At 47.5% G+C, this 26333-nt stretch carries 34 protein-coding genes; 21 read left to right on the forward strand and 13 right to left on the reverse strand.

Annotated features, from left to right (window positions below; translation table 11 throughout):
• Window positions 1–14: 14 nt before the first annotated feature.
• Window positions 15–314: a Dabb family protein gene (locus KU854_RS01645; RefSeq protein WP_218356742.1), complete on the forward strand. Its 300-nt coding sequence runs from the start codon at window positions 15–17 to the stop codon at window positions 312–314.
• A 75-nt stretch (window positions 315–389) separates the two neighbouring features.
• On the opposite strand, the gene KU854_RS01650 is transcribed toward KU854_RS01645, so the two are convergent.
• On the reverse strand, window positions 390–3071 hold the full coding sequence (locus KU854_RS01650; protein ID WP_218356743.1) for a bifunctional acetate--CoA ligase family protein/GNAT family N-acetyltransferase: 2682 nt from the start codon (window positions 3069–3071) through the stop codon (window positions 390–392).
• 223 nt (window positions 3072–3294) lie between these two features.
• On the opposite strand from KU854_RS01650, the gene KU854_RS01655 reads away from it, so the two are divergent.
• Entirely contained in the window at window positions 3295–3909 is a 615-nt protein-coding gene (locus tag KU854_RS01655) for an SPOR domain-containing protein (RefSeq protein WP_255555327.1), read from the forward strand.
• 254 nt (window positions 3910–4163) lie between these two features.
• The gene (locus KU854_RS01660; protein ID WP_218356744.1) at window positions 4164–5162 is read left to right on the forward strand and encodes a D-alanine--D-alanine ligase; all 999 of its coding nucleotides are present in this window, start codon (window positions 4164–4166) and stop codon (window positions 5160–5162) included.
• An 18-nt stretch (window positions 5163–5180) separates the two neighbouring features.
• Here KU854_RS01660 and KU854_RS01665 read toward each other — a convergent pair whose 3' ends face one another.
• Window positions 5181–6143 (reverse strand): tyrosine-type recombinase/integrase, encoded by a 963-nt coding sequence (locus tag KU854_RS01665; protein ID WP_218356745.1) that lies wholly within the window; start codon window positions 6141–6143, stop codon window positions 5181–5183.
• A 221-nt stretch (window positions 6144–6364) separates the two neighbouring features.
• Between KU854_RS01665 and KU854_RS01670 the strand changes: the two genes are divergently transcribed.
• The 3 genes from KU854_RS01670 to yciH all read left to right on the forward strand — a co-directional run bounded on the left by KU854_RS01670 (window position 6365) and on the right by yciH (window position 7596).
• Window positions 6365–6715 carry a DUF3319 domain-containing protein gene (locus KU854_RS01670; RefSeq protein ID WP_218356746.1) on the forward strand — a complete coding sequence of 117 codons (351 nt, stop codon included), beginning with the start codon at window positions 6365–6367 and terminating at the stop codon, window positions 6713–6715.
• 139 nt (window positions 6716–6854) lie between these two features.
• Window positions 6855–7193: a DUF3319 domain-containing protein gene (locus KU854_RS01675; RefSeq protein ID WP_218356747.1), complete on the forward strand. Its 339-nt coding sequence runs from the start codon at window positions 6855–6857 to the stop codon at window positions 7191–7193.
• 76 nt (window positions 7194–7269) lie between these two features.
• On the forward strand, window positions 7270–7596 hold the full coding sequence (gene yciH / locus KU854_RS01680; RefSeq protein ID WP_218356748.1) for a stress response translation initiation inhibitor YciH: 327 nt from the start codon (window positions 7270–7272) through the stop codon (window positions 7594–7596).
• A gap of 99 nt (window positions 7597–7695) precedes the next feature.
• On the opposite strand, the gene KU854_RS01685 is transcribed toward yciH, so the two are convergent.
• Complete coding sequence (locus KU854_RS01685; protein ID WP_218356749.1) at window positions 7696–9201, reverse strand: alanine/glycine:cation symporter family protein; 1506 nt, start codon at window positions 9199–9201, stop codon at window positions 7696–7698.
• Between the two features lie 675 nt (window positions 9202–9876).
• Here KU854_RS01685 and KU854_RS01690 point away from each other — a divergent pair.
• A complete protein-coding gene (locus tag KU854_RS01690) occupies window positions 9877–10431 on the forward strand; it encodes a tight adherence pilus pseudopilin TadF (protein WP_218356750.1) in 555 nt (184 codons plus the stop codon).
• Here the strand turns inward: KU854_RS01690 and KU854_RS01695 are convergent, their stop codons facing one another.
• A complete protein-coding gene (locus tag KU854_RS01695) occupies window positions 10432–12243 on the reverse strand; it encodes a trans-sulfuration enzyme family protein (RefSeq protein ID WP_218356751.1) in 1812 nt (603 codons plus the stop codon). It lies immediately after the preceding gene.
• A 172-nt stretch (window positions 12244–12415) separates the two neighbouring features.
• Between KU854_RS01695 and KU854_RS01700 the strand changes: the two genes are divergently transcribed.
• Window positions 12416–12880 (forward strand): Lrp/AsnC family transcriptional regulator, encoded by a 465-nt coding sequence (locus KU854_RS01700; protein WP_218356752.1) that lies wholly within the window; start codon window positions 12416–12418, stop codon window positions 12878–12880.
• Here the strand turns inward: KU854_RS01700 and KU854_RS01705 are convergent.
• The gene (locus KU854_RS01705) at window positions 12869–13768 is read right to left on the reverse strand and encodes a LysR family transcriptional regulator (protein WP_218356753.1); all 900 of its coding nucleotides are present in this window, start codon (window positions 13766–13768) and stop codon (window positions 12869–12871) included. The two genes, KU854_RS01700 and KU854_RS01705, sit on opposite strands and share 12 nt — an antisense overlap.
• 334 nt (window positions 13769–14102) lie before the next feature.
• Between KU854_RS01705 and parS the strand changes: the two genes are divergently transcribed.
• Both parS and KU854_RS01715 read left to right on the forward strand, forming a co-directional pair.
• Window positions 14103–14525: a type II RES/Xre toxin-antitoxin system antitoxin gene (parS, locus tag KU854_RS01710; protein ID WP_218356754.1), complete on the forward strand. Its 423-nt coding sequence runs from the start codon at window positions 14103–14105 to the stop codon at window positions 14523–14525.
• Complete coding sequence (locus tag KU854_RS01715) at window positions 14525–14986, forward strand: RES family NAD+ phosphorylase (protein ID WP_218356755.1); 462 nt, start codon at window positions 14525–14527, stop codon at window positions 14984–14986. The genes parS and KU854_RS01715 overlap by 1 nt, the downstream gene beginning before the upstream one ends.
• A 26-nt stretch (window positions 14987–15012) precedes the next feature.
• Here KU854_RS01715 and KU854_RS01720 read toward each other — a convergent pair whose 3' ends face one another.
• Complete coding sequence (locus tag KU854_RS01720; RefSeq protein WP_218356756.1) at window positions 15013–15201, reverse strand: hypothetical protein; 189 nt, start codon at window positions 15199–15201, stop codon at window positions 15013–15015.
• A 187-nt stretch (window positions 15202–15388) separates the two neighbouring features.
• Window positions 15389–15745 carry a DUF3693 domain-containing protein gene (locus KU854_RS01725; protein ID WP_218356757.1) on the reverse strand — a complete coding sequence of 119 codons (357 nt, stop codon included), beginning with the start codon at window positions 15743–15745 and terminating at the stop codon, window positions 15389–15391.
• Between the two features lie 117 nt (window positions 15746–15862).
• Between KU854_RS01725 and KU854_RS01730 the strand changes: the two genes are divergently transcribed.
• From KU854_RS01730 to KU854_RS01770, 9 genes are all read left to right on the forward strand, one after another.
• A complete protein-coding gene (locus KU854_RS01730) occupies window positions 15863–16090 on the forward strand; it encodes a hypothetical protein (RefSeq protein WP_218356758.1) in 228 nt (75 codons plus the stop codon).
• Window positions 16077–17210: a replication initiation factor domain-containing protein gene (locus KU854_RS01735; protein ID WP_218356759.1), complete on the forward strand. Its 1134-nt coding sequence runs from the start codon at window positions 16077–16079 to the stop codon at window positions 17208–17210. The genes KU854_RS01730 and KU854_RS01735 overlap by 14 nt, the downstream gene beginning before the upstream one ends.
• Window positions 17211–17212: 2 nt before the next feature.
• A complete protein-coding gene (locus KU854_RS01740) occupies window positions 17213–17539 on the forward strand; it encodes a hypothetical protein (protein WP_218356760.1) in 327 nt (108 codons plus the stop codon).
• Window positions 17540–17649: 110 nt separating this feature from the next.
• The gene (locus KU854_RS01745) at window positions 17650–17850 is read left to right on the forward strand and encodes a hypothetical protein (protein WP_218356761.1); all 201 of its coding nucleotides are present in this window, start codon (window positions 17650–17652) and stop codon (window positions 17848–17850) included.
• A 19-nt stretch (window positions 17851–17869) separates the two neighbouring features.
• Window positions 17870–18073 carry a hypothetical protein gene (locus KU854_RS01750; RefSeq protein ID WP_218356762.1) on the forward strand — a complete coding sequence of 68 codons (204 nt, stop codon included), beginning with the start codon at window positions 17870–17872 and terminating at the stop codon, window positions 18071–18073.
• Between the two features lie 648 nt (window positions 18074–18721).
• A complete protein-coding gene (locus tag KU854_RS01755) occupies window positions 18722–18991 on the forward strand; it encodes a hypothetical protein (RefSeq protein WP_218356763.1) in 270 nt (89 codons plus the stop codon).
• Complete coding sequence (locus KU854_RS01760; RefSeq protein WP_218356764.1) at window positions 18964–19641, forward strand: hypothetical protein; 678 nt, start codon at window positions 18964–18966, stop codon at window positions 19639–19641. The genes KU854_RS01755 and KU854_RS01760 overlap by 28 nt, the downstream gene beginning before the upstream one ends.
• Window positions 19641–20063 carry a DUF2523 family protein gene (locus KU854_RS01765; RefSeq protein ID WP_218356765.1) on the forward strand — a complete coding sequence of 141 codons (423 nt, stop codon included), beginning with the start codon at window positions 19641–19643 and terminating at the stop codon, window positions 20061–20063. The genes KU854_RS01760 and KU854_RS01765 overlap by 1 nt, the downstream gene beginning before the upstream one ends.
• A complete protein-coding gene (locus tag KU854_RS01770; RefSeq protein WP_218356766.1) occupies window positions 20064–21428 on the forward strand; it encodes a zonular occludens toxin domain-containing protein in 1365 nt (454 codons plus the stop codon).
• Between the two features lie 385 nt (window positions 21429–21813).
• On the opposite strand, the gene KU854_RS25115 is transcribed toward KU854_RS01770, so the two are convergent.
• Window positions 21814–22188 (reverse strand): DUF3653 domain-containing protein, encoded by a 375-nt coding sequence (locus tag KU854_RS25115; protein WP_218356767.1) that lies wholly within the window; start codon window positions 22186–22188, stop codon window positions 21814–21816.
• A gap of 254 nt (window positions 22189–22442) precedes the next feature.
• On the opposite strand from KU854_RS25115, the gene KU854_RS01780 reads away from it, so the two are divergent.
• Entirely contained in the window at window positions 22443–22994 is a 552-nt protein-coding gene (locus tag KU854_RS01780) for a DUF2726 domain-containing protein (RefSeq protein WP_218356768.1), read from the forward strand.
• 87 nt (window positions 22995–23081) lie between these two features.
• Here KU854_RS01780 and KU854_RS01785 read toward each other — a convergent pair whose 3' ends face one another.
• Entirely contained in the window at window positions 23082–23573 is a 492-nt protein-coding gene (locus tag KU854_RS01785; RefSeq protein ID WP_218356769.1) for a hypothetical protein, read from the reverse strand.
• A 300-nt stretch (window positions 23574–23873) separates the two neighbouring features.
• Here KU854_RS01785 and KU854_RS01790 point away from each other — a divergent pair, with 300 nt between their 5' ends.
• Window positions 23874–24140, forward strand: coding sequence for a hypothetical protein (locus KU854_RS01790; RefSeq protein WP_218356770.1), 267 nt, complete (start codon window positions 23874–23876; stop codon window positions 24138–24140).
• Between the two features lie 51 nt (window positions 24141–24191).
• Here KU854_RS01790 and KU854_RS01795 read toward each other — a convergent pair whose 3' ends face one another.
• From KU854_RS01795 to KU854_RS01810, 4 genes are all read right to left on the reverse strand, one after another.
• A complete protein-coding gene (locus KU854_RS01795) occupies window positions 24192–24398 on the reverse strand; it encodes a hypothetical protein (RefSeq protein WP_054778721.1) in 207 nt (68 codons plus the stop codon).
• A 176-nt stretch (window positions 24399–24574) separates the two neighbouring features.
• Window positions 24575–25201, reverse strand: coding sequence for a YiaD family glycine zipper/OmpA-like lipoprotein (locus tag KU854_RS01800; protein WP_054778720.1), 627 nt, complete (start codon window positions 25199–25201; stop codon window positions 24575–24577).
• A gap of 350 nt (window positions 25202–25551) precedes the next feature.
• Entirely contained in the window at window positions 25552–25773 is a 222-nt protein-coding gene (locus KU854_RS01805; protein ID WP_218356771.1) for a hypothetical protein, read from the reverse strand.
• A 273-nt stretch (window positions 25774–26046) separates the two neighbouring features.
• The gene (locus KU854_RS01810) at window positions 26047–26265 is read right to left on the reverse strand and encodes a GDCCVxC domain-containing (seleno)protein (RefSeq protein ID WP_218356772.1); all 219 of its coding nucleotides are present in this window, start codon (window positions 26263–26265) and stop codon (window positions 26047–26049) included.
• Window positions 26266–26333: the final 68 nt, after the last annotated feature.

Here is a 26333-nt window from a genome sequence, read left to right on the forward strand (position 1 = left end):
AAAGGAGTAGCGTGATGATCAGACATGTATTGTTGGTAAAATTTAAACCGTCGTGCAATGAAGCCGATTTGGAAGAGATCCGCGAAGAATTTGAATCCATGACTGAGCGTGTTGACGGTGTTCAGGCGGTTGAATGGGGCGAAAATGACAGCCCTGAAGGCAAGAATCAGGGATTTACCCATGTGGTTGTGATGACTTTCAGCGACGAGGATGCGCGTCAATGCTACCTTTTTCACCCAGAACATGATGCATTGAAGGAAGTGTTTGTTCCTCACATCGAAGACATCATTGTGGTGGATTACACTTTTAGCTGAAAACGTAAAACCTACCTGAAAAGGTAAAAAGAAAGCAGCCGACGCTGCTTTCTTTGTGTTCGCCAATTCAATCTTTTACAAAAAAAGATCCATTTCGACAATGCCGTCCTGCAACTGAACATCAATACTAAAACCGACTTTGCGTGCTAGCCCAATCATCCCGGTATTGGATGGCATCGTCATACCGTTGATGCGTTTCAAGCCGCTCAGCTTGCCATAGTTAATCACTTTATCCATGAGTATCCGGCCAAGGCCCATACCTTTTAGATCAGAGCGCACTAATACGGCAAACTCTGCATCGGTATGCTCTGGGTTTGCCAATGCGCGCACCACGCCAAGGATCTCTTGTTCACCTTGCTCATTTAGGCAAACAGCGACAAATGCCATTTCGCGGTCGTAATCAATCTGGGTCAGGTTCGCCAGTGCTTCGTGGTTCATCTCACCGACGTCAGAGAAAAAGCGCTTGTACAAATCTTCATCGGACACGTGTTCAATAAAGGATTTATGTGTGGGTTCATCTTCAGGAAGGATAGGGCGCAGCAAGACTGAACGCCCGTCTTTAAGCGTTGCTTTTTCTTCCAACTCTTTTGGATAAGGGCGGATTGCCAGTCGAGTATTGGCATCACCTTCGAAGGGTGACAGCTTGATTGACGCATCGAGCACAGTAAAGCTGTCGCCGCTGACCAGCAGTGGATGGATATCCAAGTCAGTGATTTCAGGAAAATCAATAACAATCTGTGACAGTGTCACCAAGAAATGGCAAAGCGCGTTAATATCGAAGTTGTATGGGTGGCCTCGCTGGCGCAATTTGCCGGATTTAATGGCGCTAATCACCATGTAGCGCGCCAGCGCCATGTTCAGGGGAGGAATGGCAACAGCTGCATCGCGGTTAACATCCCATTCTGATCCGCCTTCACCAATCAGGATTACTGGACCAAAGACCGGATCGTGCCTTACACATACCCGCAGTTCCTGCGAACCAGCACGGTTTGCCATGGCCTGGATCTGTAATCCTTCAATCCTGGCTGTTGGGTAAGTCACCGACACCCGGTTCAGCATCAATTGCGCTGCATTGGCCACTTCCACCGCGTTGTTTAAATCAAGCATAACGCCGTTAACATCCGATTTATGGGCAATATCCGGCGAACGCAACTTTACCGCTACGGGGTAGCCCACCTGCTCTGTGATCTGCGCGGCTTCTGCCGCGTCAGCTGCCAGCCAGGTGGCCATCACATTGATGCCGTATTTTGATAGAAACGGGCGGGCTTCATGGGTCGTCAGTGCCAGAATATCCTGGTCAAGCGCTTGCTGGATAAGCGCTTTGCCGCCTTCTACGTCGTAATCAATCTGGCCAATCGAGGTTGGCGTTTCCATCAGTTGTTTCTGGTTTCGTCTGTACTCTACAAGGTGCATGTAGGCGGTGACGGCACTTTCCGGCGTGCGGTAGGCCGGAAAACCAGCATGGGCAAAGGCCAGACGCGCGACTGTGGCGTCATCACTTTCGCCTTGCCAGTTCGTCAGGATATTAAAGCGTTTTGCGCGGGGATTGTTTTTCAACATATCCGTCATCGCTTTCGCGGTTTTCAATCCCGGCGCAGTCACAGAAGGAGAATGGAGGATAAGCAGGGCATCTGCCTCATCGCTTTCAAGCAAAATCTCTGTCGCCTTTTTGTAACGATCAATGTCAGCGTCACCCACAATATCGACAGGGTTGCCATGTGACCAACTGACCGGTAATACTCTGTTCAGTTTCTCAATGGTTTCTTCGCTCAGTACCGCAAGCTTGCCGCCCATTTCCAACAGCATATCTACGGCCATTACTGCTGGGCCGCCACCGTTTGAAATGATAGCCAGACGTTCACCCCGAAGCGGTACTGAGTGGGAAAGGGTTTCTACGGCCGCGAATAACTCGTGGGTTGTTCGTACCCGAAGCATACCAGAGCGTCGGATTGCTGCGTCGTAAGCGCTGTCGAGCCCTTGTACTTCTTCATTCAGGTGGGGAAGTACCGATGCTCCCTCTGGTGTCCTGCCACTTTTTAGCACCAAGACTCGGCGGTTTCGCGAAGCGGCACGAGCTGCAGAAATAAAAGCGCGGGCATCCTGAATATTGTCAATGTAGAGAAGAATGGCGTCGGTTTTGCTTTCGCGGGCGAGATAGTCGAGCAGTTCTGGGAAATCGATGTCGCTGGCTTCACCCAGAGAAATAAAAGTAGAAAAGCCAATTCGGCGGTTTTGTGCCCAGTCCAGAATCGTGGTGCATACTGCAGCAGACTGGGAAACAAATGCAATATTTCCCCGGTTGGCGGCGATAGGCGAAAACGAAGCGTTCAGGTTCAGCCAGGGCAGAATAAGCCCTAGACTGTTAGGGCCGATTACCCGCATTTCATACCGGGAGGCGATTTCCCGCATGACTTCGAATTCTGAACGTCCATCCGGCGCATCAATCTTTTTCATCCCCGCAGAAAGGATGATGGCAAGTTTCACGCCTTTCTCACCAAGCTGGCGGATAAGTTCACTGTTGCGGCTGGCATGGGTGCAAAGAACCGCTAAATCAGGCACCAACGGCAAGGCTTCAATGGTGGGATATGCCAGTATGCCAGCGACGGCCTGATACTTGGGCGTTACCGGCATTATTGGGCCGTGAAAACCACTGGCCTGAAGGTTGCGAATAATGACATTGCCGGAACGCCCGGCAGTATCTGAAGCACCGATAACGGCGATTGATTTGGGTTTAAACAGCATATCCAGGCTGGTCATTTCCATCTCCGCGGGTGAGAACTTTTGGCTGCCTACATAGTAATGCTTTTGCCTTCCCTGTGTTCCAACCGTTTGACGCGGCTGTGATCCGTAGCGAAATCCTGCTGTGATTAAGTTTGCCCGGAGCCAAATATCATGTTGAGAGCGGGGTGTTTGTAAGGAAATGTGTGTGACGTGTGGCAGATACTCACCAGAGCGGTCGCTGTTTGAGTTGAATGAATGCATGGCTCAGTTCAGAATAAAGGAAATCGCTCCTAAAAGTAGAATATTCATGAAGAAAATCCTTTCTGTTGCATTTACGCTTGTGCTCGCCGGTTGTACTGGAGGTGCTACCACCACCCAGATTTTGACCCAGTCTGTGGAAGAGGAGGTGATGCCAGTTACGCAAACGATGCCAGCCACCCCAGCGCCGGACATGAACAAACCGAAACCGGCGATGGCAAAGCCCGCGCCTAAGCCAGTGATGGCTGAAAGACCAGCAATGGAAAAACCGGTGGCAACAGCCGCAAATAAACCGGCCAAGAATCCAGCCGTTGCGACGAGCAAACCTCAACACGAAAACCGTAAATATACCATTCAAGTTATCGCACTCAGCCACAACAAAGGTTTTGCTGAGTACATGAACAAACTGCCTTCCGACAAGCCAGTTTGGTCAAACAAGAAAATGGTGGACGGACTGCCGTGGTTTACCTTGTTATACGGTGAGTTCAATTCAAAGGCTGACGCAGAGAATGCATTGAAAGCTTTGCCTAAAAACATCAAACAGTACGGTCCGTTTATCCGCTCATTTGCCTCTATCAAGGCATCTTCTACACCAGAAATGACGCGGCTGAACTAAGTAGGCTGAATACACGAGAAGAGAGCTAAGGCTCTCTTTTTCTTTGCTTATCCGCCAGAGAGTGACGGTTAAAACGGCAGAGACGCTCGGAATTTGCGCAATCACACAAAATTTACTGGATATTTGCGTTTGAGCGGGTGAAAGGGGCAAAGTGATTGTCTACTATAGGCGACTCACCTTCCCGTTATGCACCGGATTGTGCGATTAGATTTTGTTATCCCTGATGCATTGTTCAGGGCGAAGTAGGAATGGTCATGAAACCAACTCAAGTATTGTTACTGTGTGGCGGCGGCAGTGCCGAACACGAAGTGTCTCTTGTCTCCGCGAACTATCTGGAATCGGAGCTGAAGAAGATCCCTTCTGTTTCTCTCATCCGCGTTGAAATCACCCGCTCTGAAGGCTGGAAGGACAGTCAGGGACAGGATTGCAGACTCAATCTGGATAAAACACTGAAGGTGGGTAACGATGTAGTCGATATCGACTTTGTTGTGCCTTGTATTCACGGCTTCCCGGGAGAAACCGGTGACATTCAGTCGCTACTTGAGCTGGCCGGCTTACCTTATATGGGCTGCGATTCATCATCCAGCGTGGTTTGTTTCAACAAAATCACATCAAAGCTTTGGTTTGATGCGATTGGTATTCCCAACACGCCGTATGTATTCCTGACAGACAACAATGCCGAAAGCGTCGCCAAAGCAGAAGATGCCTTTGAACGTTGGGGCGCAGTGTTCATCAAAGCGGCTTGCCAGGGCTCATCCGTTGGCTGCTACAAAGTGACTAACAAAGATGCAGTAAAAGAAGCGGTTGAAAATGCATTTGGCTATTCCAACCAGGTGTTGGTCGAAAAAGCTGTTCGCCCACGCGAACTGGAAATTGCCGCATACCAATATAACGACGAAGTTGTCGTGACCAATCCGGGTGAGATTTCCTGCCCTGAAGATACGTTCTACACATACGACGAGAAATACAGCGCCGGCAGTCACAGCAACACTACTGTTGAGCCAACAAACCTGACGGATGAGCAGATTGCCCAGATGCGTGATTATGCCGAGCGTGCATTTGTGCATTTGAAGCTCAAAGACTTGTCGCGTATTGATTTCTTCCTGACACCAGAAGGCGAGGTCTTGCTAAACGAAATCAACACGTTCCCAGGAATGACGCCTATTTCTATGTTCCCAAAATTGGTTGAACATAATGGCCACGAATTCTCGGCATATCTGGCAGGGTGTATTGAGCGCGGACTTCGTCGCTAATTCACAGACAAGTACCTGTTATTCTTTATCGAGTTTTCGCTTAAATTTGTCCATCGCCTCGTTTCTCGCCTGCTTGTTACCCACGTACTGAGCCGGCATTGCGGGGCTTTTCCATCTTCCCTGTTGCTGTATTTCCTTAATACTCTTTCCGTTTTCTGATAAATCCTGGCTCGCGCCCACCCGGGGTGATTGGCCGGAAAATGTCAGCGTACCTTCTTGACCCAACTCAGTAGCCGCCCGTCGAAACACACGGTAAATAGAAGAGTGATCCATGGGTGCGTCGCCAAGTTGATGGTGTTTGTTGATTCGGCGAAGCAGGGGGCCGTCTGTTATTCCGGTCATTTGAAACCAGTTTTCCAACAGCGCGCCAGCCTCTGGGCTGAGTGCGATTGCGTGTTCAGCAACCCAAACCTGATAACCCTCATCGGTTCGCGTTACATCACTGAAGTCGATTGCAGCAAGCTCACTACGCTTCAGCATGCCTTCAAAGCTGAGTGTCCAGATCAGCAAGTCGCGGATATCTTTCAACTTATCACTATGCGAGAACATGCCATGCAAAGTCTGCAGGTGAGTAAGGTGAAAGGCTGTGGCTTGTCCGGCATCGTCAGCTTTTTCCTGATACAGACGGTTGAGCGTATAACGTACTTCACGGTGGCGGGTAGGGTCAGGCAGACTGTGCAAGCGATGAACAAGAGAGATAGTGACAATGTAACGTTTTATGCTGGCAGCTTTTCGTGACTCTGACTGTTTTTCAATAAAACGCCGTACAGCAGTTACGGCAGCAGGGAGGGGAGAGACGTTGACTTCATTGCAGTAGCTGACAAATATCAGCCAGTCATTTCGAAAACTCAGCAGAGAGTTACGGGAATACTGGTTATCCGTCGATGTTCCCCAATGTTCAATATCAACATCGCCGTTTTTGAACAGGGCTAAGCTGGCTTTAATGATGTCTGGTTCCATCAAGGGCTGAAGTTTCTTCATTTAATGCACTATAACTTATTTATTCGTAGTCCTATTATTGTCACATACTGAGAAATAATAAAGACCGAAGATCACAAATAACCACATTGCTATGTTGATTTTTCTGGTCACTAGATTGGGAGAATTTGGCAAGGCCTGTGAATTTGGTCTAATTTACATAGTGAAAGCGATTGTTGTTACATCTGTTTCATAATAAACATTACAAATTGAGGCAAACATCGGTGAGAAAACGACTTTATCATCGCGGCTACAACGTCGAGCTGTGCGATGAGCAAACGGAAGAATACAGCGCAAGATTAGGCGGCAAGCGTGTCATCGGTTCGCTATTGGGAGTAAAACAATCCATAGATTGGTGGTGTGACACCAACATACTGCGTATGCCTGATGAGTTCGAAAAGCAGGCGTTCGAAGATGCCAAGCAGAAGAAGATAGAAGAGTACAAAGGCATCCAAATCATGAACGACTCAGAAGACGACGATAAGGCCTGGTACATGATAGTCAAAGGCAATCTGCTTAAGGGGTCACTGCCTGCACTGAAAAAGTTCGTTGATAAGAAAGTCGTTACCAAATAGTAGGCCTTGCGTTACTAATAAATTACTCATTGATTAACCATAATATTTTTTCGGTCAGCTTCACTGTTTTGTTCGAAATTGCCTTCATCTTTCATTAAAATTATCCAGAATAACAATGAGAACAAGAAACGGGTAATCAATGAGAAAAAGGTATTCACATCGCGGCCATTCCATAGAGGCTAAAAACGATGTTTATACAGCCACTGTCAGCGGCAAAACTGTATCTGGCACTATGCTGGCGGTGAAGCAGTGTATTGACTGGTGGTGCGATACAAATATTTTCAGACATCCCTCCGAGTTCGAACGTCAAACATTCAGAACCCCGCAAAGCCGCACCTCTGAAGTCTACAAAGGCTATCAAATCATGAGTGATGAAAAGCAGCCAGGCCTTTGGTACATCCTGGTTCGCGGACAACTGCTGAAAGGTTCTTTACCTCGCATCAAGCAATACATCGACCATCATTCAATCGGTCGTTAAAGCTCTAGAGCGTTCGTGTTCTACCCGGAAAAGTTCTGGTAGGATTAGCGGACTTAGCTGTGTCAAAGAGATAGATATGAAAGACGACAACACGCGTTTGGTGTATTCCACCGAAACAGGGCGAATCAAGGAAGAAAAAGCAGCACCACAGCGCGAGAAGGGCGACGGTATCGTACGCATTCAGCGCCAGACTAAAGGCCGCAAAGGCAAAGGTGTTTGTCTTGTTACTGGCTTGGATCTGGATGATGCACAACTGAAGCTGGTTGCGGCAGAGCTGAAAAAAGTCTGCGGTTGCGGCGGTGCAGTGAAAGACGGCGTCATTGAAATTCAGGGAGATATGCGTGACAAGATTAAAGCGCACCTGGAAAAGAAAGGCCACACTGTAAAACTGGCCGGTGGTTAAACACCATCGCAACGCCACTTAAAGCGTATAAATTGCAGACTGACAAAGAAAAAGAGATGCCCAAGCGGCATCTCTTTTTTATTGCGTCAGTTTTGTTGTTTAAGCTTTGTGGCGAACAATCGCACCGCTTTGCAGACGTGACCAGTAATCGTTCATATCCGCTTTGATCTCTGGTACCAGACGGTACAGACCGATAATGTTCACCAGCGCCATGGCGAAGATCATTGCATCCGAGAAGTCGATAACAGGACCCAGGTTCATCGAAGCACCGATGACAACGAAGATCAGGAACATGATTTTGAATGTCATTTCTGCACGGACGCTTTCACCGAACAGGTAAGTCCAGGCTTTCAGGCCGTAGTAAGACCAAGAAATCATGGTTGAGAAAGCAAACAGTACAACTGCAATCGCAAGGATGTATGGGAACCAGGAAATTGCGCTTTCAAACGCTGCGGAGGTGAGAGCTACGCCCGTCAGTTCCTGTCCTTCATGCAATTGACCGGTAATGATAATTACCAGCGCTGTCATGGTACAAATCACAACGGTATCAATGAATGGTTCCAGCAGGGATACGAAACCTTCAGACATGTGCTCTTTGGTTTTTACCGCTGAGTGGGCAATCGCCGCCGAACCAACACCAGCTTCGTTCGAAAACGCTGCACGTTTGAAACCTTGGATCATCGCACCAACCACACCACCTGCAACACCGGAACCGGTAAACGCGCCATCAATAATGGCAGCAAATGCTGGGCCGATGTGCGTGTAGTTAACCAGGATGATGACAAGCGCAGCGCCGACATAAATGATTGCCATGAATGGCACCACTTTCTCGGTCACTTTTGCGATAGATTTGATACCGCCGATGATAACCACACCCACGATAACAGCCATGATCAGACCGAACAGCCAGCCTTTATCAGCAAAGAATGACAGGTCACCACCGGTAACGCCGACAACTTGTTTGAATGCCTGATTCGCCTGGAACATGTTACCGCCACCCAGTGCGCCGCCTACAGCACACACAGAAAACAGTACCGCCAAAGTACGGCCAAACGCAGGGTTACCGCGGTTTGCCAAACCTTTGCTCAGGTAGTACATCGGGCCACCTGAAACCGACCCATCTGGGTTAGTATTACGGTACTTAACACCCAAGGCACATTCGACAAACTTGGTCGACATACCCAACAGGCCTGCCAGGATCATCCAGAAGGTTGCGCCAGGGCCACCAATGGAAACCGCAACGGCTACGCCCGCAATGTTACCAAGACCTACCGTACCGGAAAGTGCCGTTGCCAGCGCCTGGAAGTGGGAAACCTCACCCGGCTCGTTTGGATCTGTGTAGTCGCCTTTTACCAAACGAATGGCATGGGCAAAACCACGGAAGTTGATAAAACCTAGATAGAGTGTAAAGACTATCGCCGCTACCACGAGCCACACCACTATCCATGGCACGTTTACATCGATAAAAGGGAGGGGGGAAAATATCATTCCCACAAAAGGGTTTACGATGGGTGCGACAAACTCGTTGATTGCATCGTCTACCCCTGACGCAGAGGCCGAGCCTGCAAACAACGAAAGTCCAGCAGTCGTCATTATACGTTTCATTACCGAGTCCTTTTCGTTTTTTACTTCGCTTTCATACTTACCGCTAATTATTGTGTTACAAACCTGTTAACAGGTTTGAGGTGCGGATTATTTCACGTATAAACATATTTGCAATATTTTTCGACATGCTGATTTTGGCTTTTTTTTAAGGAGATAAGGTGCTCACACTTTTCTCGATTTGATATGCACACATAATTAATAACGCGAATTTTTTAGATGCCCAAATATATATGCAAGCGTTGAATGGAAATTAATTCATACTATTTATGACGAAATGAAAGAAAAGTGCGCACCCCTTGTCGTGTAAGGCTTCCGGCTTCTTTTGATGCGCTGCTAGACAGGCTGACAGTAATCCACTGTTAATCAATGAAATTAAAAGATAAATTCCAATACAATTTCCTGGATTCAAATGTATCAATTATTAGACGAGGTGAATTTAGCGATTAATTAGTACTTAAACCAGAAAAGTATTAGCCGCAAAATAAGACATGCATTCTCATATATGGGGCAGTTAATTACCGGTGACTTTATTAGGCAGGAGTAAACTAATTCTTAGTAGAGCAGGGATGTATTCATGCGAGAAATGACTGTAAAGGTGATTTGTGCTTAAAGCATAATCATCCTGAATTGCGTATTTATACAGCACAATTGGTTAATTCAGACATTGTAATTCTCATGTCCAATTCGAAAAGCTACAGTTCGCGCCCAGTTTGGTTGATGTTAGGGGTATCCCTGATAGGGATTGCCTGTATCGCTTTATTGAATGAAAATTCAAACGCAAACCGGCTTGTGCTGCAACGGTATCTGCAAGTGCTGCCAAACATCTCCCTTGAAATGGTGAAAGCTCAGAGCGCATTGGCTGCTTCAGACGGACAGGTGTTAGCGCCAAAGCAGATAGACATGCTCGAAGAATCCCTTGCCAAACTGCTTGCCAGCCAGTCTTCCAGCTTCGATAAGCGTAACTTTGCGATGAAAATAGAGATTTGGCGCAGGAACAATTTGCCCAGCCAGTTTATCGAACGTGAACTACATAGATTTGGTTTTGAGAGCTGTGAACCCAATATACAGTTGGAAAATCAAATCCGGCTTGTAAAGCCTGTCGGTGCGTTGCAGGGAAGCGCATTTCCCCACTATCAAGTTACTCTCTGTTATCAGCAAAAAGATGGTTCTCTGCTGACAGCCAGTGCGTCGTCGTTGGATGAATCACCAGACGACGCACTGGGCCAATAATTACTTCAACTGATCAGCGTAAGCGGGTAAATCGTCAACAAAGCGTTGATGCACATCCATATATACCTTGCGATAGATGTGATCTATCTCCTCCGGCGCAGGGAACGAACTGGAAAATCCAGGATGGCCTGCATCAATCGTCATTTCCGCCGCGCGTTGGATATGGGCAATGAACGCACGGGGGTCTTCCAGTCCAACAGCAATCCGCAAAGTTGTGGGCTTAATGCCAGCCTGTGCCTGTGCATCCGGTGAGAGTTCAGAATGGGTTGTCATTGCTGGGCAGAGTGCCACGGTATTGGTTTGACCAAGGCTTACCTGCATACCAATAGCAGGCTCCAACATATCGAAAAACTGTTTGAACAGGGCAGGGGAAATCGGTGGCCTATCCTGAGTGCCTTCCATATCAATCGTAAACAACGAAGCAGGAAGTCCAAGGTGCATTCTTTTTTGCATCAGTTCATAGTTCGGGCTGGATGGCAGCGCCGGACAAGATACGTTGATGTCCGGATGCAAGTTAAATATCGTCGCCAGTGTGAGAGTATTCGCCGCTTTCTGTAACACCCGCAGTTCGAATGTTTTCATGCCGTTCAGCACTTCGAAGGCTTTGTCAGCATCAAGGAATGCACCTTTTATGTAGTAAACATTCCAGAACAGGGTTTCATCCCAATTGACGGTGCGCGGTTTACCGTTTGGCGAATTAGTAGTGACGCTGTCACCTTTTGGGATAAACATATCCTCGTTCTTGCCAATCACAACGCCTGCTGTGGTGCTGCCGCTGCCTGCTAACTCTTTCGTGTAGGAGTGGATGACGAAATCCGGTCTTGCCGACTCATCTTTGACTTTCAGCACCGGATGCAGAAACGGGGTGCCGACTGTGGTATCCACCACAACCTGCCATCTCCGCTCGTGAGCGGCGCGACTGATTTCGGCCACATCGAGGACATAGCCATGTGGGTTACATGGACTTTCCATATACACATAGATCTTCCTGCCATCAGTAATGCGATCAGCATGCTTAACAGCGATGTCATCCATCGCAGATGCAAAAGTCCCAGCATCGTAACCATCAACCCATTCGACAGCCACATTCAGGTTGGAAGATTTACGGTACCAGTCCTGCAGCAGTTGGTATGAGCCACCGTAGATATTGCGCGATGCCAACACAATGTCATCCCGTCCAAGCAGATGACTTAGCAGGCCATCAATGGCTGCCATGCCGGAGTTAAAGTTCCACGCCAGGTATTGGTCTGCGTATTCACCCGCCTCTATATCAACAATGTGATTCGCCAAAGCAATAGAGGTGGGGTTCAACAGGCGCGAGTAGATCTCGTGAAGGGGCTCCCGCCCATTAAAGGCATCCTCAACCCATTCTGTACAGGCAAAGAGGTAGGTCGCCGTGCGGGTGATAACAGGGCTTGCAGAAAAGAGGGCGGCGACATTGTCGAAAATCGGGTAGGCACCCTTTGAAGCAAAATGCCCATTTCTTGTTGCAATCGACTGATACGTCGCACGCATTGGGTTTTGCAGGTTATCGAGAATTTTTGCCAGTTGGAACGAGAGAAAGCGTTTGGCATTGAACCAGGCAATACGGTCATTTTTATCCAGCGATGACAGCCCCTCCATGGTTATCGCCCACAGATCATGGGTGTGATGGTTGGCCTGATACAGAGTCGTTGCCAGTGAAACCAGCGCTTCACCGTATTCCGAATGGACATCGATACCGAAATGCTGTGCCTGTTCAACAGCAAGTGACGTGGCATCTTCATGGTTTGTTGTGTTACGCAGCGGGCTTAATTGGACGGCCTTGTTCATCGTGCTCTCCATGTTCACGTTCAGGTTTATCTTCAAACTAGCAAAATGAAGGTGATGGCCGATTGCTAATTCTGCCTTTCATTTGTTAAAAATTGGCAGCTTCTGCTAATTTCATTGAAGTACACGCCAGATGTGAACGGAAAACCCAACAGCCGGAGTTAAAGAGGAAAGGATGGCCCACAATCTCGATAACATTGATAAGAAAATACTGGATGAGTTGCAGCGCACTGGCCGGTTAACCAACCAAGAGCTTTCGGATCGCATCGCCTTGTCGCCATCACCTTGTTTGCGGCGGGTCAGGGCGCTCGAAAAGCAGGGGATCATTACTGGCTATCACGCCCATGTCGACCAGGAAAAGTGTGGCCTGCCTATCAATGTGTTTGTACTGGTGAAGCTGGAAAGGCCCACCGAAGAAAACATGGTGAAGTTTGAGGCACTGATCGACCAGATGGATGAAGTGCTCGAATGCTTCTTGATGACGGGCTCGCACGACTATTTGTTGCGTGTGGTCAGCGAGTCACTGAAATCCTACGAGCGTTTTATCCGGCGTGAGCTGACACGGCTGCCAAATATCGCCGCCATTGAATCCAGCTTTGCGTTTGGACAGGTGAAACGGCAAACCCGCTTACCTCTCTGAAAGTAGGCGAATTAAGTGTAATTTGAACAGATCCAGAAATTTACGGCCGGTAATGCTCAAGCGGCGCCCCGGCCAACTTGCATAGGCATAAAAATCTTCAAATCCCAGTTCGTCGACTTTCTCCAGTTTGCCCGGTTCCAGGAAAGGTCTTGTCGGCAGGCCGCTAAATAAACCCGCTCCAAGCCCATCATAGGTCATCTGCTGAGCGGCTACGGCGTTATCCGAGGATGCAATCGTCTTCAGCTTTATGGTTTTTGCCAATCCCGGCAATGTCAGCACTTTCATTTCCGGTAACCGTGACAGACGAATAAACGGCACCCCATCAGGAAAGATCTCTTCTTCGATTCCGCGTTTGATTTCTGGCGTCGCCGCCAGGAAAGGCGTTATCTTTACAATCTCTTCTTCATTGTGGGCGTGCGAACGCTGCAACCGGCCAACACGAATGGCCAGGTCGATGTTGCTGTCTGCCATATCGATCATTTGGTCAGAGGCGAACAGTTTCACTTCCACATCCGGATAAACGTGATGAAACTTCCTGATAACGGCAGGCATCATGTCAGAGCCGATATCTATAGGGCAGGTGACTGACAACACAGACGCAACCCTATGTGGATCGATATCTTCATTGACGGCATCAAACAGGTTGTCAATCAGATGATGGTAGCGTTCAAAGGCGCGTTGTCCCGCATTGGTCAGTTTCATTTGACGTCCTTCACGGCGAAACAAACGGACATTCCAGATTTCTTCTAAGTGCTTGAGAGACTCGCTGATCCTGGCTGGCGCGATATCTAACTCTTCTGCCGCGCGGGTCACTGAATGATGTGCAACAACCGCCAAAAAATGAGAAATAGGTTTCACCATTGACAGGGATTTTCGGAACGAAGTCATCACGCACCTCTAATTACATATTCCGTAATGAATAATACAAATATAACTATTTACGTAATGAATGGGAGTGCGCAAACTGTCTTTGCGTTTATGATCACCCTTTGTCTCCCGACACCGACTCTCCAGTATGGTAGGTGTGATTAAACGCAACTCATATCGAGCAACTCCACTTGCTCAAGATATATCGATCACTGAAACATTATTTCTTGCCAACTTCGCGGTTTACTCATTGTGAACCGCTTTTTTTTATCCTTTTCCGCAAGCTATACGCCAAGTGACGCTTTACAATGCGACAATTGGCGCACATACTTTAACCACAAGTCCGGAGGTGAGTATGTATGCTGAACAGTTGATGTCTTTGGGCATCGTCAAAAAAGGCCAAGTGATAAACCAGGATACCGAACTGGAAATTATCCGTGGTGGTCTCAAGGTAAAACATGCCCGCAAAGTAATGAAAGAAATGGCCATGAGCAGTGGCGAATGGGTGGCATTAATTGGCCTGAGCCCACGCAGCTTGCAACGCAAAAGCGATTCCGACTTACTCACGCCTTCCCAATCTGAAAAAACCTTGGCAATCCAACGGGTCGTAGACCTGGCTATCGACTACTACGGCAGCCGCACGACAGCACTGGATTGGCTTAAAACCCCACAGGTAGCTTTTGGTGGAAAAGCGGCCATCGACTATCTGGATACCAATACCGGCATCCAGTATGTTGAAAACGTACTTAATAGATTAATGCATGGTATGACGGCCTGATGGAGCTTTTCAGACTTTCCGTAAAGAAGTTTGCAGATTTGAGCGGTATGGGAGGCATGTTTGGCTCTGGCCGCTGGCACCAGAAAGGACAACCTGTCATATACACAGCTGGCTCCCGTTCATTGGCTGCGCTGGAGAGGTTTGTCCATGAAAGCCCGGTTCAAATGCCACCTTTGGTGATGATGACCATCTATGTTCCAGATGACATCGCCATTTTGCGTGTCAGTGAAAGTGAACTCCCAGAAGGCTGGGATGCTGTGCCGGATGCTGATGTTTCCCGCAATTTCGGCACCCGCTGGTTACAAGAAGCCAAGACGCCCGTCCTGCAATTACCATCTGCCATTATTGCCAGCGAATACAACTTCCTGATTAATCCCGTTCATCCTGAAAGCCAATCGGTCAAAGTGATAGACCAACGGGACTTTTACTACGACAGCCGCCTGAAACGCATGATGCGATAGTACGCACTGAAAAATCGGGTTACCGCTTAATCCCGGTGAATACCCAACGACTGCATGAGTTCATCAATGGTTTTTTCCAACCACTTTATCATCGGCTCATTTCGCCACTTCACGCCATACACATAGCCAAAGTTGCCCTCAAGCAGTGGCAGTGATTGATCAATTGCAATGCTTGAATAGCGGACATCGCCAGCACGCCAAGAGAAACAACACAAACCGATAATTCACCAAAGGTTGAAGAACCCAATTGGAACAGAATGATCCAATGCAGGGTTCTTAGAGAATTGGTAATTATCTATTTTATGGTAAATAGATAATTACGTTTAATAGACTGAAATTGTTGAAGAAAGAGGGTCATTGCAGGCATCAGGGAACCACATTTCGCGTAGCTGCATATCATATTTAACATAAGATAGATAATACGCACTGAATCGTGGGGGTATCTAAGGCCAACAGACCCAGAATGCTTAAGCTAACATTATGAATTTGCTGGCCTTTCAGCTTTTCCAATAGTTCACCCCAAGCGTTTTGCGCCTTAGCATCTTTGGCTTGGTCGGCGGCAATGCGGATTAACACTTCTTTGATGTCATATCCTGCGACCTCAGCCAAAATAACCGCTTCAGAATCAGACACATAGCGCTTTCCTTTGCGCATTTCGCTGATTCTTGCAGACGACAGACCTAAATCATGCGCAATTTGCTTGTCTTGTACGTAGTTTTTCGCGGTTTTGTACGCATCAAATAGCTCATTTATAAACATAAATATTCTCCCTTTGTTGACATTGTAGCCCCTGATTACCGGAAATTCGTATCTTGTATTTACGATAATTCGATAATAGCCTTTACGATAATACGTAAACAGCACGGAAAACATCCAATGCAACTAACCTCGCTGCCCATCTACTACGACTTTGAGCCGTCCCACGGCATCAATGCGTATTTTCCGGATTTGGAGCAAGGCGGCTATTGGACAGAATACTTTTCATCTAACTATCAGTTTTCTGTGTACTGTGACTTGGAATTTCAAGGCTTTGAAGTCGTTGAAATCACCAATGAAAACTACCCTGAACTGGTCGCTATGGGGGTGTTCAATGGCATCCTGTGAGCGTCCGGTCATCATCGACCACTTGGCTTTTTCCTGTCCGATTGGTGCCTTGAACTATCTGGATATGGCAACCCGTGTCGGGGTTAAAGGTGAAGGTTTTCGCGTAGAAGATAATTTCTCTTGGGCAAGAATGCCTAAGCGTGACTGGCACCTGTGCAAATCTGACGCTGCCCGACAAAAGCGTATTGATGCTTACCAATCTAAAGCCCGCGCAGTACTGGAGACCCGTTTAACCCAGTTTCTTCAGAAAGTCTTGGGTGTCCAGCTTCGCCCGATGCGTGGTCGCGGCCTTCACGGTTACTTGGATTCGGCGGAAATGTTCTCGCCCTGCGGGATTAACCTTGGCCTGTTCGCCATTGGTGGTAACCAGGATACTTTTTATTGCCAGTTCTCCGGTGACGGTTGCCGCTACCTGTTTGATATTGTGGCGCGTCATCGTGCTAATCAACGCACGTTAACCCCTCGGCGCCTTTATTTCTGGCTGCATGATGTACTGGGTGTCACTACCCTGTCCCGCTGTGATTTGGCGGTGGACGATTACGACGGCAACTTTGGCTGTAAGTACGCCAAAACCTGTTACATGGAAGGCGCTTTCCGTCGCTCCAATCGTGGTTTGAATCCGATATTCGAGCATAAGGTTGTTCAGCAAGATACAGCGAATGGGCTTCAGGTAGTCAATGAGGGTGTGATTGTCGGCTCTCGCAAGTCCAATGTTTATTGGCGCGTTTATAACAAGGCGCTGGAGCAAGGCCTAAAAGACGTTGTTTGGTTTCGCAATGAAGTCGAACTTAAAAAAGTGACCATCGATGTTTTGAAAAATCCGGCGGCTCACTTTTCAGGGATTTGCGCGTTCGCGGCTTCTATCGAACCGACAGAAGGCATGTCCATCAAGCGTATCACCAAAGATACCGGATTGTCCTTGGCTGGCCGTACCCGTTGGGCGCGTCGCCAGTGCGGAAAAATCATCTATGAACTGATTCAGAAACACAATTTCGATACCGATTCTGTGTTTGGTCTGCTGATGTCCGACGAATACGTCGAACTGCTTAATCAGGAAATGCCGAGCCGCTTGGCCATTCCTGCAACTTACACTCACCTGTTAAATCTTAACGGAGAATAACAATGGCACGAATTCTAGTCGCGGGTTTCTCACACTCGCAAGGTATTGGTAAAACGGGCAAGCCTTACGACATGGCGAACCTGCATCACCTCGCTCCTATCCGTGGTTGGGATAACGAACGTGGTAAAGGCGTTGGCGTGGGTTATGAGTCCGGTGACCGTGAGCGTTTGCCGCTCAAGAAAACCCCTGAACTGGTGGAAAAACTGGCGGCGATTGAATATCCGGCCTTGCTGGAAATTATCACTGAGCCCCACCCTGATGACCCGCTGCGTAACATTGTGGCAGATATTAAACTGATTCGTTCGCTGGCTATGACGGAAAACAAATAATGACTCTCGACCTCACCAATATTTCCGCTGTCGCCCAAATCGCTCAATGGTTATTCCTTGGTGGGGTCTCTGTAATCATTCTTCTTTATTTCTACTAGGAGTAAAGAAAAATGAAATGCATAACTGACGGTGTAATAACAGACACGCCACCTGACCAATGTAAAGGGGTCGTTTTTCTCGAGCCGCATGATGTTATTTACGCCAACAGTTTTGATGTGGAAGTGTTCGACATGGTATTCACCGCCTTAATGGTGACATTCTTTACCTTTCATGCTTTAGGCCGCGTCGCCAAGATGATGGGTAGAACTTAAAACTCAAGAGGAAATAACTATGAAACACATGAACCTTAAGAAATTTGCCGCTCCTGCTTCACTGGTCGCTGGTCTGGCTTCAACCTCTGCATTTGCGAACGAAGAAATTGAAGCGGCGATTACAGCTGGTCAATCCAACGTGACACTGGTTGTTGGCGGTATCATCGGTATTCTGGCTATCACCTTCGGCCTGAGCTTCATCCGCTCACTGATGAGCCGTTAATTACCATGCTGGCAGCTTTATTGTTTGCCTGTGCGCTCGCCTACTGTGTGGTAGGCGGGTTCACAAGTGGTATCAATTCAGCGTAGTTTGCGCCGCTTTGGTGTTAATAACGGGTGGCTAAAATGCCGCCTTTTTCATTTATGACGCGGTGATTGAATATGTTTAATCCTTTGTTTCCGATTTCATTGCTGGCACTTTCTTTATTTTCTTTTAATGTCGCCGCCACCGAGTGGGAATATATAGAAACGCATCGTAATGTTTACAATATGAAATGCTCTCGGGTTCCTGACAAAGAATCCACCGTTAAGGAGCGCATTAGACAAATAAAAGAAATGTTTCCTGGCATACATGCTTCATATGAGCTCGTTCAGGAGGTAACTACTATTTCCACATGTACAGTTCGGTATAACATATATAGCACCGCCCCGAATCCTGACTGTCCCGACTTGCAATACCCAGACGTTTGTCAGCCTACCGAACCTCCTGAGCCAGACCCTGAAACATTTTGCTCTGATACTTATCCGGATTTGCTTAAACAGGAAATGGATTTTTGTGTCAGTAATGCGCTCGATAATAATTTAGATGGAACCTGTTCTGACGAAGGGTCTTTTTGTAATTCCTCAACCGATTATCTCGTTCAGGTAAATTTTGTCCCTAACGAAACAGGGGGCGGCGGTGGCGGTACTGATGGTGGTACTTCTGGCGGTTCTGGCGGTGGCACAACACCCGGCGATGGTTCCGGCGGTGACGGTGGCTCTGGTGGTGATGGCGGTGGTACCGATATTCCCACACCAACCCCAGACCCGACATGCGAAACACACCCTGAACTTTGTCCAAAGCCTGACCCTGACGATGATTGGTGCGCGTCATTGCCTCCGCCTGGTTGCGATGTGGCTGACCCACTTTCAGCCCGTTTAGAGCAACTTCTGGCGAATACCGATTTTGGTAATCAAATCGCTGCTGAAAACAAAGTGAATACCGATATCGTTGCCGATAACACTCACGTTATCAGTGAGCAAACCGATTATGTTGTCCAGAACACAGCCACCACGGCCGACAACACCGACATCATTGCAGACAATACCCATGTCATTAATCAGACCCTGACCACCATCGATAACTCAATTGGGGATATTGATACTGGCGGTATCATTGCGGCCATTGAAGACTTAAAGTCTGAAACTTCCAAGTCTGAATGTGACCGTGACCCTGACAGCCGTGACTGTTTGCCCGTCAAAGCTGGCGCGTTCGGTGCGCCCGAAGAAGGTGTCGACCCGTTGGAAGGCTTATTCAATACCGACAGCCTCGACAACCTGAAAACCGCCATCACAACGGCCGAAATTGAACTGACCGCCTCTTATGAGCGCTTCAAGTCCATTCTTTCCTACTCGCCGTTGTCTGAGTCCGGCAATACGCCAACTGTTGAATTCACGCTCAACCATTACCGCGTTCCGGCCGTGCATGTTGAATCAACCGCACTGACCAAATTCGTCGAGTTGATACGCGACTTTGTTGTGTTTGGTGCCTATATCCTTGCTGTATATATCGTTCTGGGGGCGCGTCCATAATGAAATACTATTCGCCTGTCTTGTTCCTTGCGCTGTTTGCTGTCGCGCCTTATTCCTTCGCAGATGACCAGAGCGTCGTCACTTACTTTACTGATGCCTACGACTGGATAGTTAACGTTCTCGAGGAAATCAGCGCATTCATTACTGGAATCCCTGATTTTATAGAGCGTTCGGTCGCCTACATGATAGAAGCGTCCGTCCTAATCAAAGTGAAGATGATGATACACACCGTCGATTTTGCCTATGGTGTGGCACAACATATCTTGGTCGACCTTTCCATTGATTCACTGCTTCGCCGCGCTATTTCCTCGCTGCCGTCTGAGTATCAGGGTTTGTTTGGGGCAGTCGGATTATTCAAGGCAATCAACATCATCATCGAAGCGGCCGTGACTCGCTTCGTTCTTAAAGTCTTGGGGTGGTAAATGACTACAGTAATCCGACATGGCCCCGCCGGCTCATTCAAAACGTCATACGCTGTTTGGTTTGAACTGCTTCCCGCATTGCGTGAGGGTCGCATTGTTGTCACCAATATCGAGGGCATGCGAACCATTGGCGAAATTGAGCGTCATCTGGGCGAGCGTTTTCCTGATTCTGCCAAGTTAATCCGCATATCTTCGCAGACCTCCAACGGCCGCAAGCTTTGGCAAAACTGGTACAACTGGATCCCGTTGGGTTCGATGATACTGATTGATGAAGTTCAGGATATCTTCAATAAAACCGTTGGCTTTAACATGGAGAAAAACGTCTGGCAGGGGTTAGATCCTTTTAAAGATATCTTGCCGGATTCCTTCACGGATACTTACCAGCGTGCTCGCCAAAACTTCAAACCTTCCGATGACTACATTGACGACATCGGAGAGAAAATCGTGGCCGATGACGGTTCAATCATCATGCCCAACTGCTTTGAAGAAGCTTTCCAGCGTCATCGTAAATACAACTGGGATATCGTTCTTCTCACGCCGAATATCAGCAAGCTCGGTAGCGAAATCAAATCCGTTTCCGAGGTGGCCTTTGCGCATAAGTCCAAAGAGAAAATCGGTTTCTGGGGTAAGCGTCGTACCCGCATATTTGAGCACGACCCGCGCTCAACTACGGTCAAGCCAACCAGTAATGACATTACCGATATAATCAAAGTGCCTGTCGCTGTCCACTTGCTTTATTCCTCCACGGCGACGGGGGCGACATCTTCCATTAAATCTGGCACCTCACTGATGGCCATGCCGAAAACATACCTGTTTTTAGCCGCGCTTGGCCTGTCCGGTTACTTTCTCATTTCAGGGTTTATCGATGCTAAAGATAATAGCGTTCTACTACAAACTGTCACTGGTACTTCGGCCTCTGGAGCAAAGGATAAAACCAGCGATAACGTTTCTGTCCCGACCAACCAAACTTTTGCTAAACCTGATTCGAAAACTGGCAATCAGGGTAGTGGTGTGGCTCGCCATGATATACCTCGTTCGACTGGTAATGTTGGGTCTGGTCTCACTAACCTAAAATGGCCTGACTGGTTCCCGTTCCCAGATGCCGAAGCCGTTTATCTCACCGCGACACACCATAAAGTCGATAACGGAAAGGTCACATCAAACAGCACATACCTTGTCCGATTGGAAGATAGAGATGTTTACGTATCAGACAGGGGGCTTTCCATACTCGGCGTTAAGCAGCTCGTGATTGAAAACTGTCTGGCGGCACTAATCCACGACGACCAAAAGCTATTGGTCGGCTGTCCTCCGCCAGACCCTTATCAGGAAGAACAATACTTTGCTAATTCAGACAGCAGCGCATAACGCCACTCCTCGGATAATCTAAGACAGTGTTCTAGCGATAAGCGATTGCGAAGCGAGAGCGTGGCATAAGGCCGCGCTCAATTTTTTTTGTAATCCTCTATTGTTTATCCGGCGCGTAGTCTCCTGCTCCCTTGAATATTCCCACCTCCCCCCTTCCTGCTAGACTGCTTTTAAAGCCTTCTGCGACATCCAAGAGCGCGAGACTGAGCGCGAGTGGTGGCGCATAAGGCTTTTTGCTTTCAAAACCCCCGTATCTGTATTACGGGGGTCAAATCAGCCCAACTATGCACCCTGCGCCCAAACCGCTCTGGAAAATGTTAAATGCCGGGTGAATAGACAAATTGGGTTTCCCCTGGTTATTTAAGTGAAGGCATTAAAAAACCGCCTAAAGGCGGTCTTTGTTTCGTCTGATGAGTCTGGAATATTTCAAAACCCTGTGGGCTGCTGCCCTGTCCTCTCTTGTGCCTAGTTGCAGTAGATAGTTGCCTGTAATGATCCTGTCGGGGTCTAAGAATTCGTTAGCGGGTGTGATTATGCCGCCCCGAGATATCCGCCAACCATCCCACTCGTCATTGATTCCGCATATCTCCCGACCTGAATACATGCGCATGAGTCGTCGGCACTCTGGCGGTATGGGTTCGCCCTCGTCCCACTTTTCGATATCACTCACAGATTTAAAACAAAGTTTCGCGGCTTCATCCAGTGATAAACCGCATTCAAAACGTCTGAAAATGTAATTTTGGCTCGTTTTCCTGTCCATAAGTCTCAAACTACTTAATATCAACTTATGCGTTACAATGTAACGTATCTAGAAAAATGGCGTTTCTAACTCCCTCGCATTTACCATAACCTATAGATAATGCGCACTGAGTAACATTACTAAGATAGTATCCGAGTCAGACGCCTTTTCAGACTTTAGCCATGAACTGTATCGAATTTCCTGTCGAATGGCTTTGCCTGCGAACGCCGCTTTGTACACAAATATCAGATACTCATTCTTTTAAGGCCTTTCCAATGGAAACCTATCAAATCTTTCTCTTTATCGGCGTCGTGTTTGTCTTTGTCATTAAGTTCATGAAGCTTTCCATCCAGGAAAAAGCTCAACGAGAACTTCGGTACAAAAAGACCCGTTATCTCTGCACCAAAGCCGAACTTTCGTTTTATAAAGTACTTTCTCAGGCCTTAGGTGATGAATTTATTGTATGCCCTAAAGTTCGTGTTGCCGACGTTGTTAAACCCGAATCCAAACAAACCCGCAAAGCTTGGCGAATTGCGTTCAATCAAATCGCAATGAAACATTTCGACTATGTCATTTGTGCCGCTGGAACGTTGGAGATCATCGGTGCTATAGAACTTGATGATGCTTCACACCAACAAACGGCTGCAATGAAATCTGATAAAGTTAAAAACCATGCAGCTGAATCTGCAGGTCTTCCATTAATACGTATCCGTGCCGCAAAGTATTACAAAGTTGATGAAATCAAAGCCACTCTCACTGAGCATGGGATTTTCACAAGTAGTCAGCAGAAAAACACCGAAATGGAGATGGAAATGGAGATGGTTTAATCCTGACATTAACCAGGATTAGCTACAATGGGAATTGACTGCCGGGCAGGATAAAAACGGGGCTGAATAATCAGCCCCGTTTCTGTTTTATTTGTGGTTGAGAATCATGATGATGTCATCAAGCATCTCTTTCTCACCACGTTTGCTGTTTGGGTAGACCATGTCCACTTCCAGCTCTTTAGCAAACTTACGGTAGTACTTGGGAATATGGGAAAGAATGTAGTCCGAGCACTCGTTCTGTTTGTTGTGGATGAAGTTGGAGATCAATTCCTCGTACCCTGTCACCACATCACTGCCAACAACAACCGGTTCCATGAAGAACTCTTTTGAGTTGTCTTCGAGAAAACGGATATAGCGGTTTTCTGTCAGGTACTTATCCATCATAGACTGACGAATACAAGCCAAAACGATGCGCGACGCGCGCTTTGGCTTAACCTCGCCGGTTTCCTTGAGTGACTCAAGGATTTTTGGCTCCAGATAAGCTCGATACTTATCATTTTCGAAGAAGTCCTCTTCAACACGGTTGAAGAATTTTTCAAACTTCTTTTTACGAAGCCAGTTCGAGAGTATCCAATTCATAAGCGTTTTTTACATGCCATTTCGACAAAAGCACGTAATCATTTGATTGTACGCCACTATGTCGATGTGAATATACACAGCCTAGGCTGTAGTGATTGAGCAAATTATCGGTGTTAATGCTCGCATTGCAAAACGATTTAGTGTGACTCCACGCATGATAGATGATTTTTTACGCGAACTGGTACTCGCCCTACTGGCTATATATGAGACTTAACTCCAATTATCAACAGGGTGATTGTCGCTTAATAGAGTTTGAAACGTATCTGTCACAAATGTTTAGCGGATATGTCCGGAGGCATCATGGCTACGTTTACCCTAGGACGCAAATTCATCATCAACGAATGTTCGGCTGAATATGACTGGGTCAGACAGCAAATCGAAGACGGTGTGGATAGAGGTTGTGTTATCGCGTCGATTCAACGCAATTTTGGTGGGGATGAAGAAACAGCAGGACTTTTTCTGAAAATTGCAGTGGGAGAAAGCACGCCGGGAGTGTTACTCACCCATCTCAGTTTGTCAGACTGGTCACCGTGCAGTAATCAATACCTTGAGAGCATCGAGAAATGAAACGCGATTTGCAATGTGGCGGTGGCCTTCACCACCACATTGTCATGTTAATTACTGCTTGAACAGTTCCATCACCATCGGCACGACTTTAATCCAAACCACAGCACCAATGCCTACCCAAACCAACAACCAAAACAGACGTGTCAGCCAGGTATTGCGTGAGTGATAACGTGCAGGATCCGGTTCGCCACAGCCTGGGCATGATAAAGCGCGTTTCGAAACTTGTTTTTCGCAGACCGGACAAGCAACTAAAGGCATATTTACTCTTCCTTCGTAAAGTTGTTTTTATAGATAATCCGCTAATGTTATTACGTGGGCGCCCTTCCCACTAGTGCTTTGTGCCGTTTTTCTGAAATGATCAACTTCTGCTGTAACGCATTGCGGATTGCCCACAAAAAAGGAGCCTTGCGGCCCCTTCTCTTTACAGATTTGGATTATGCCTGGTTAGGTACAATCTGGATTTCCACACGGCGGTTTGCCGCACGGCCAGCTGACGAATCGTTAGAGGCAATGGGTTGAGTCTCGCCAAAACCTGTGACATACATACGCTGGCCGTTCACGCCTTGACGCAGCAGGAAGTTACGCACACTTTCAGCACGTTTTTCTGACAAAGACATATTGTATGCTGCGTCGCCTGTGCTGTCGGTATGTCCATCAATGCTCAGAAACGTTTTGTCGTACTTGTTCATCACGCGCGCGACAGCATCTAGAGTGCTGTCAAAGCTTGGTGAGATGTTGCTTTGGTTGGTGGCAAAGGTGATGTTAGACGGCATTACCAGACGGATATTGTCACCTTCACGAACTACCTGAATACCGGAGCCTGCCAGTTCTTCACGGAATGCGGCTTCTTGCTGATCCATATACTGACCCACAGCTGCGCCAGCCAGCGCGCCAATTGCAGCACCGATGAAGATCCGCTTGTCTTTGTGGTTACCGGTTGATTTACCCAGCACAGCACCGGTAGCCGCACCAATAGCCGCACCTGTTCCTGTGTTTGAGGCACAACCACCCAGCACCAGCGATGCTGCAATCAAAGTCACAACGGGGATAGACTTACGCATAGTTAGCTCACTCCTTCTTAATGCCCTGTATCTCCCAGAGCAAATGCGCAATTTCATAATTTTCCAATCCTACGAAGCTAATCAGTGGCCTTTGTCAGGGTTGGGTTAAGTTATGGTTTATTTTGAACGCTGTTTTCTAATATAGGATGAGATTCTCACTTTGTCCTATTGCCTTGTGAAAACATGCTTTTCTCTGTTGGTAATACCATCTTATCTCCGCAGATAGTCACCGTAATTGTTTATACAACCGGCCTAATCCAGCTAATCTGAATGCCAAACCATAAGTTATAGTGCATTAACGGACATAAAATGAGCAGCTCAAGCTGCCCTGTTATCCATACTCACGGATATCAATCACCAAAGTCATGAACACCGAGTTTGAAGATGTCTACTGGGTCTACCCAGTCAACATGTCCACAAACGGTACAGGTACACTCATTCAGATCATCGATATTTGCGCCTGACGGTGGCGATGTCAAAGGCTGAAACGCAGGGTCATGGTGCGCCTGTTCCCTGACTTCATGCCCTGTTTCGGTCTTACAATTCTCACAGTACCAGTTGTGTATGCTCATATTCTTATCTCCTTGCTACGCTTTCTCCCTCGCGCTGAGTGTAATTTCATATATCGATGAATTCGTGTTGCAAAGCTAAGACATTGGCAATATCGACCGCTTTAGAGTGGAAATAGTGTTTTTCTGGTGAAAATTGCGGCAGAAGGTATAGAGATTAAGGCAGGGAACGGCGTGAGAATTGAACAGACAGTGATGGATTTTCATTGAATATCATGGTGTTGCATATTCATACTGCAAGGGGTCAACAAACGAGGGCGGAATCGCTAAATTCGCTTAGTGCCGTTTTTCCATGCAAGGACGAACAACCTGTGATTGGGGGCATTCCACCGAACCGTACGTGCAATAGACGCAGCAGGCTTCTTCTGGCACCACCAGCATTTCCCCGCACTTTTCGCAGGTGTAGTGTTTACGCGGTACATCAATTGGCATCATTTCTGTTTTTGAGTGCCCGCAGGCAGGACAGGTAATATCAGACTTCAAAATGACTTTCATTCTCCGCTTCCGTATCAGGATTTAACAGTACCCTAAGGGTGGAACACTCCCCTCTGAATTGCCACTTT

Origin of the sequence: Enterovibrio paralichthyis, from assembly GCF_019209835.1 — a bacterium.
Taxonomy (GTDB): Bacteria; Pseudomonadota; Gammaproteobacteria; order Enterobacterales; family Vibrionaceae; genus Enterovibrio; species Enterovibrio paralichthyis.

Bases quoted from the DNA above. Each gene is read 5' to 3' on its own strand.
- KU854_RS01645 (WP_218356742.1), top strand. From the start codon at position 15: ATGATCAGACATGTATTGTTGGTAAAATTTAAACCGTCGTGCAATGAA.
- KU854_RS01650 (WP_218356743.1), bottom strand. From the start codon at position 3,071: ATGACCAGCCTGGATATGCTGTTTAAACCCAAATCAATCGCCGTTATC.
- KU854_RS01655 (WP_255555327.1), top strand. From the start codon at position 3,295: ATGGCTCAGTTCAGAATAAAGGAAATCGCTCCTAAAAGTAGAATATTC.
- KU854_RS01660 (WP_218356744.1), top strand. From the start codon at position 4,164: ATGAAACCAACTCAAGTATTGTTACTGTGTGGCGGCGGCAGTGCCGAA.
- KU854_RS01665 (WP_218356745.1), bottom strand. From the start codon at position 6,143: ATGAAGAAACTTCAGCCCTTGATGGAACCAGACATCATTAAAGCCAGC.
- KU854_RS01675 (WP_218356747.1), top strand. From the start codon at position 6,855: ATGAGAAAAAGGTATTCACATCGCGGCCATTCCATAGAGGCTAAAAAC.
- yciH (WP_218356748.1), top strand. From the start codon at position 7,270: ATGAAAGACGACAACACGCGTTTGGTGTATTCCACCGAAACAGGGCGA.
- KU854_RS01685 (WP_218356749.1), bottom strand. From the start codon at position 9,201: ATGAAACGTATAATGACGACTGCTGGACTTTCGTTGTTTGCAGGCTCG.
- KU854_RS01690 (WP_218356750.1), top strand. From the start codon at position 9,877: ATGTCCAATTCGAAAAGCTACAGTTCGCGCCCAGTTTGGTTGATGTTA.
- KU854_RS01695 (WP_218356751.1), bottom strand. From the start codon at position 12,243: ATGAACAAGGCCGTCCAATTAAGCCCGCTGCGTAACACAACAAACCAT.
- KU854_RS01700 (WP_218356752.1), top strand. From the start codon at position 12,416: ATGGCCCACAATCTCGATAACATTGATAAGAAAATACTGGATGAGTTG.
- KU854_RS01705 (WP_218356753.1), bottom strand. From the start codon at position 13,768: ATGACTTCGTTCCGAAAATCCCTGTCAATGGTGAAACCTATTTCTCAT.
- parS (WP_218356754.1), top strand. From the start codon at position 14,103: ATGTATGCTGAACAGTTGATGTCTTTGGGCATCGTCAAAAAAGGCCAA.
- KU854_RS01715 (WP_218356755.1), top strand. From the start codon at position 14,525: ATGGAGCTTTTCAGACTTTCCGTAAAGAAGTTTGCAGATTTGAGCGGT.
- KU854_RS01725 (WP_218356757.1), bottom strand. From the start codon at position 15,745: ATGTTTATAAATGAGCTATTTGATGCGTACAAAACCGCGAAAAACTAC.
- KU854_RS01730 (WP_218356758.1), top strand. From the start codon at position 15,863: ATGCAACTAACCTCGCTGCCCATCTACTACGACTTTGAGCCGTCCCAC.
- KU854_RS01735 (WP_218356759.1), top strand. From the start codon at position 16,077: ATGGCATCCTGTGAGCGTCCGGTCATCATCGACCACTTGGCTTTTTCC.
- KU854_RS01740 (WP_218356760.1), top strand. From the start codon at position 17,213: ATGGCACGAATTCTAGTCGCGGGTTTCTCACACTCGCAAGGTATTGGT.
- KU854_RS01745 (WP_218356761.1), top strand. From the start codon at position 17,650: ATGAAATGCATAACTGACGGTGTAATAACAGACACGCCACCTGACCAA.
- KU854_RS01750 (WP_218356762.1), top strand. From the start codon at position 17,870: ATGAAACACATGAACCTTAAGAAATTTGCCGCTCCTGCTTCACTGGTC.
- KU854_RS01765 (WP_218356765.1), top strand. From the start codon at position 19,641: ATGAAATACTATTCGCCTGTCTTGTTCCTTGCGCTGTTTGCTGTCGCG.
- KU854_RS01770 (WP_218356766.1), top strand. From the start codon at position 20,064: ATGACTACAGTAATCCGACATGGCCCCGCCGGCTCATTCAAAACGTCA.
- KU854_RS25115 (WP_218356767.1), bottom strand. From the start codon at position 22,188: ATGGACAGGAAAACGAGCCAAAATTACATTTTCAGACGTTTTGAATGC.
- KU854_RS01780 (WP_218356768.1), top strand. From the start codon at position 22,443: ATGGAAACCTATCAAATCTTTCTCTTTATCGGCGTCGTGTTTGTCTTT.
- KU854_RS01785 (WP_218356769.1), bottom strand. From the start codon at position 23,573: ATGAATTGGATACTCTCGAACTGGCTTCGTAAAAAGAAGTTTGAAAAA.
- KU854_RS01790 (WP_218356770.1), top strand. From the start codon at position 23,874: ATGGCTACGTTTACCCTAGGACGCAAATTCATCATCAACGAATGTTCG.
- KU854_RS01795 (WP_054778721.1), bottom strand. From the start codon at position 24,398: ATGCCTTTAGTTGCTTGTCCGGTCTGCGAAAAACAAGTTTCGAAACGC.
- KU854_RS01800 (WP_054778720.1), bottom strand. From the start codon at position 25,201: ATGCGTAAGTCTATCCCCGTTGTGACTTTGATTGCAGCATCGCTGGTG.
- KU854_RS01805 (WP_218356771.1), bottom strand. From the start codon at position 25,773: ATGAGCATACACAACTGGTACTGTGAGAATTGTAAGACCGAAACAGGG.
- KU854_RS01810 (WP_218356772.1), bottom strand. From the start codon at position 26,265: ATGAAAGTCATTTTGAAGTCTGATATTACCTGTCCTGCCTGCGGGCAC.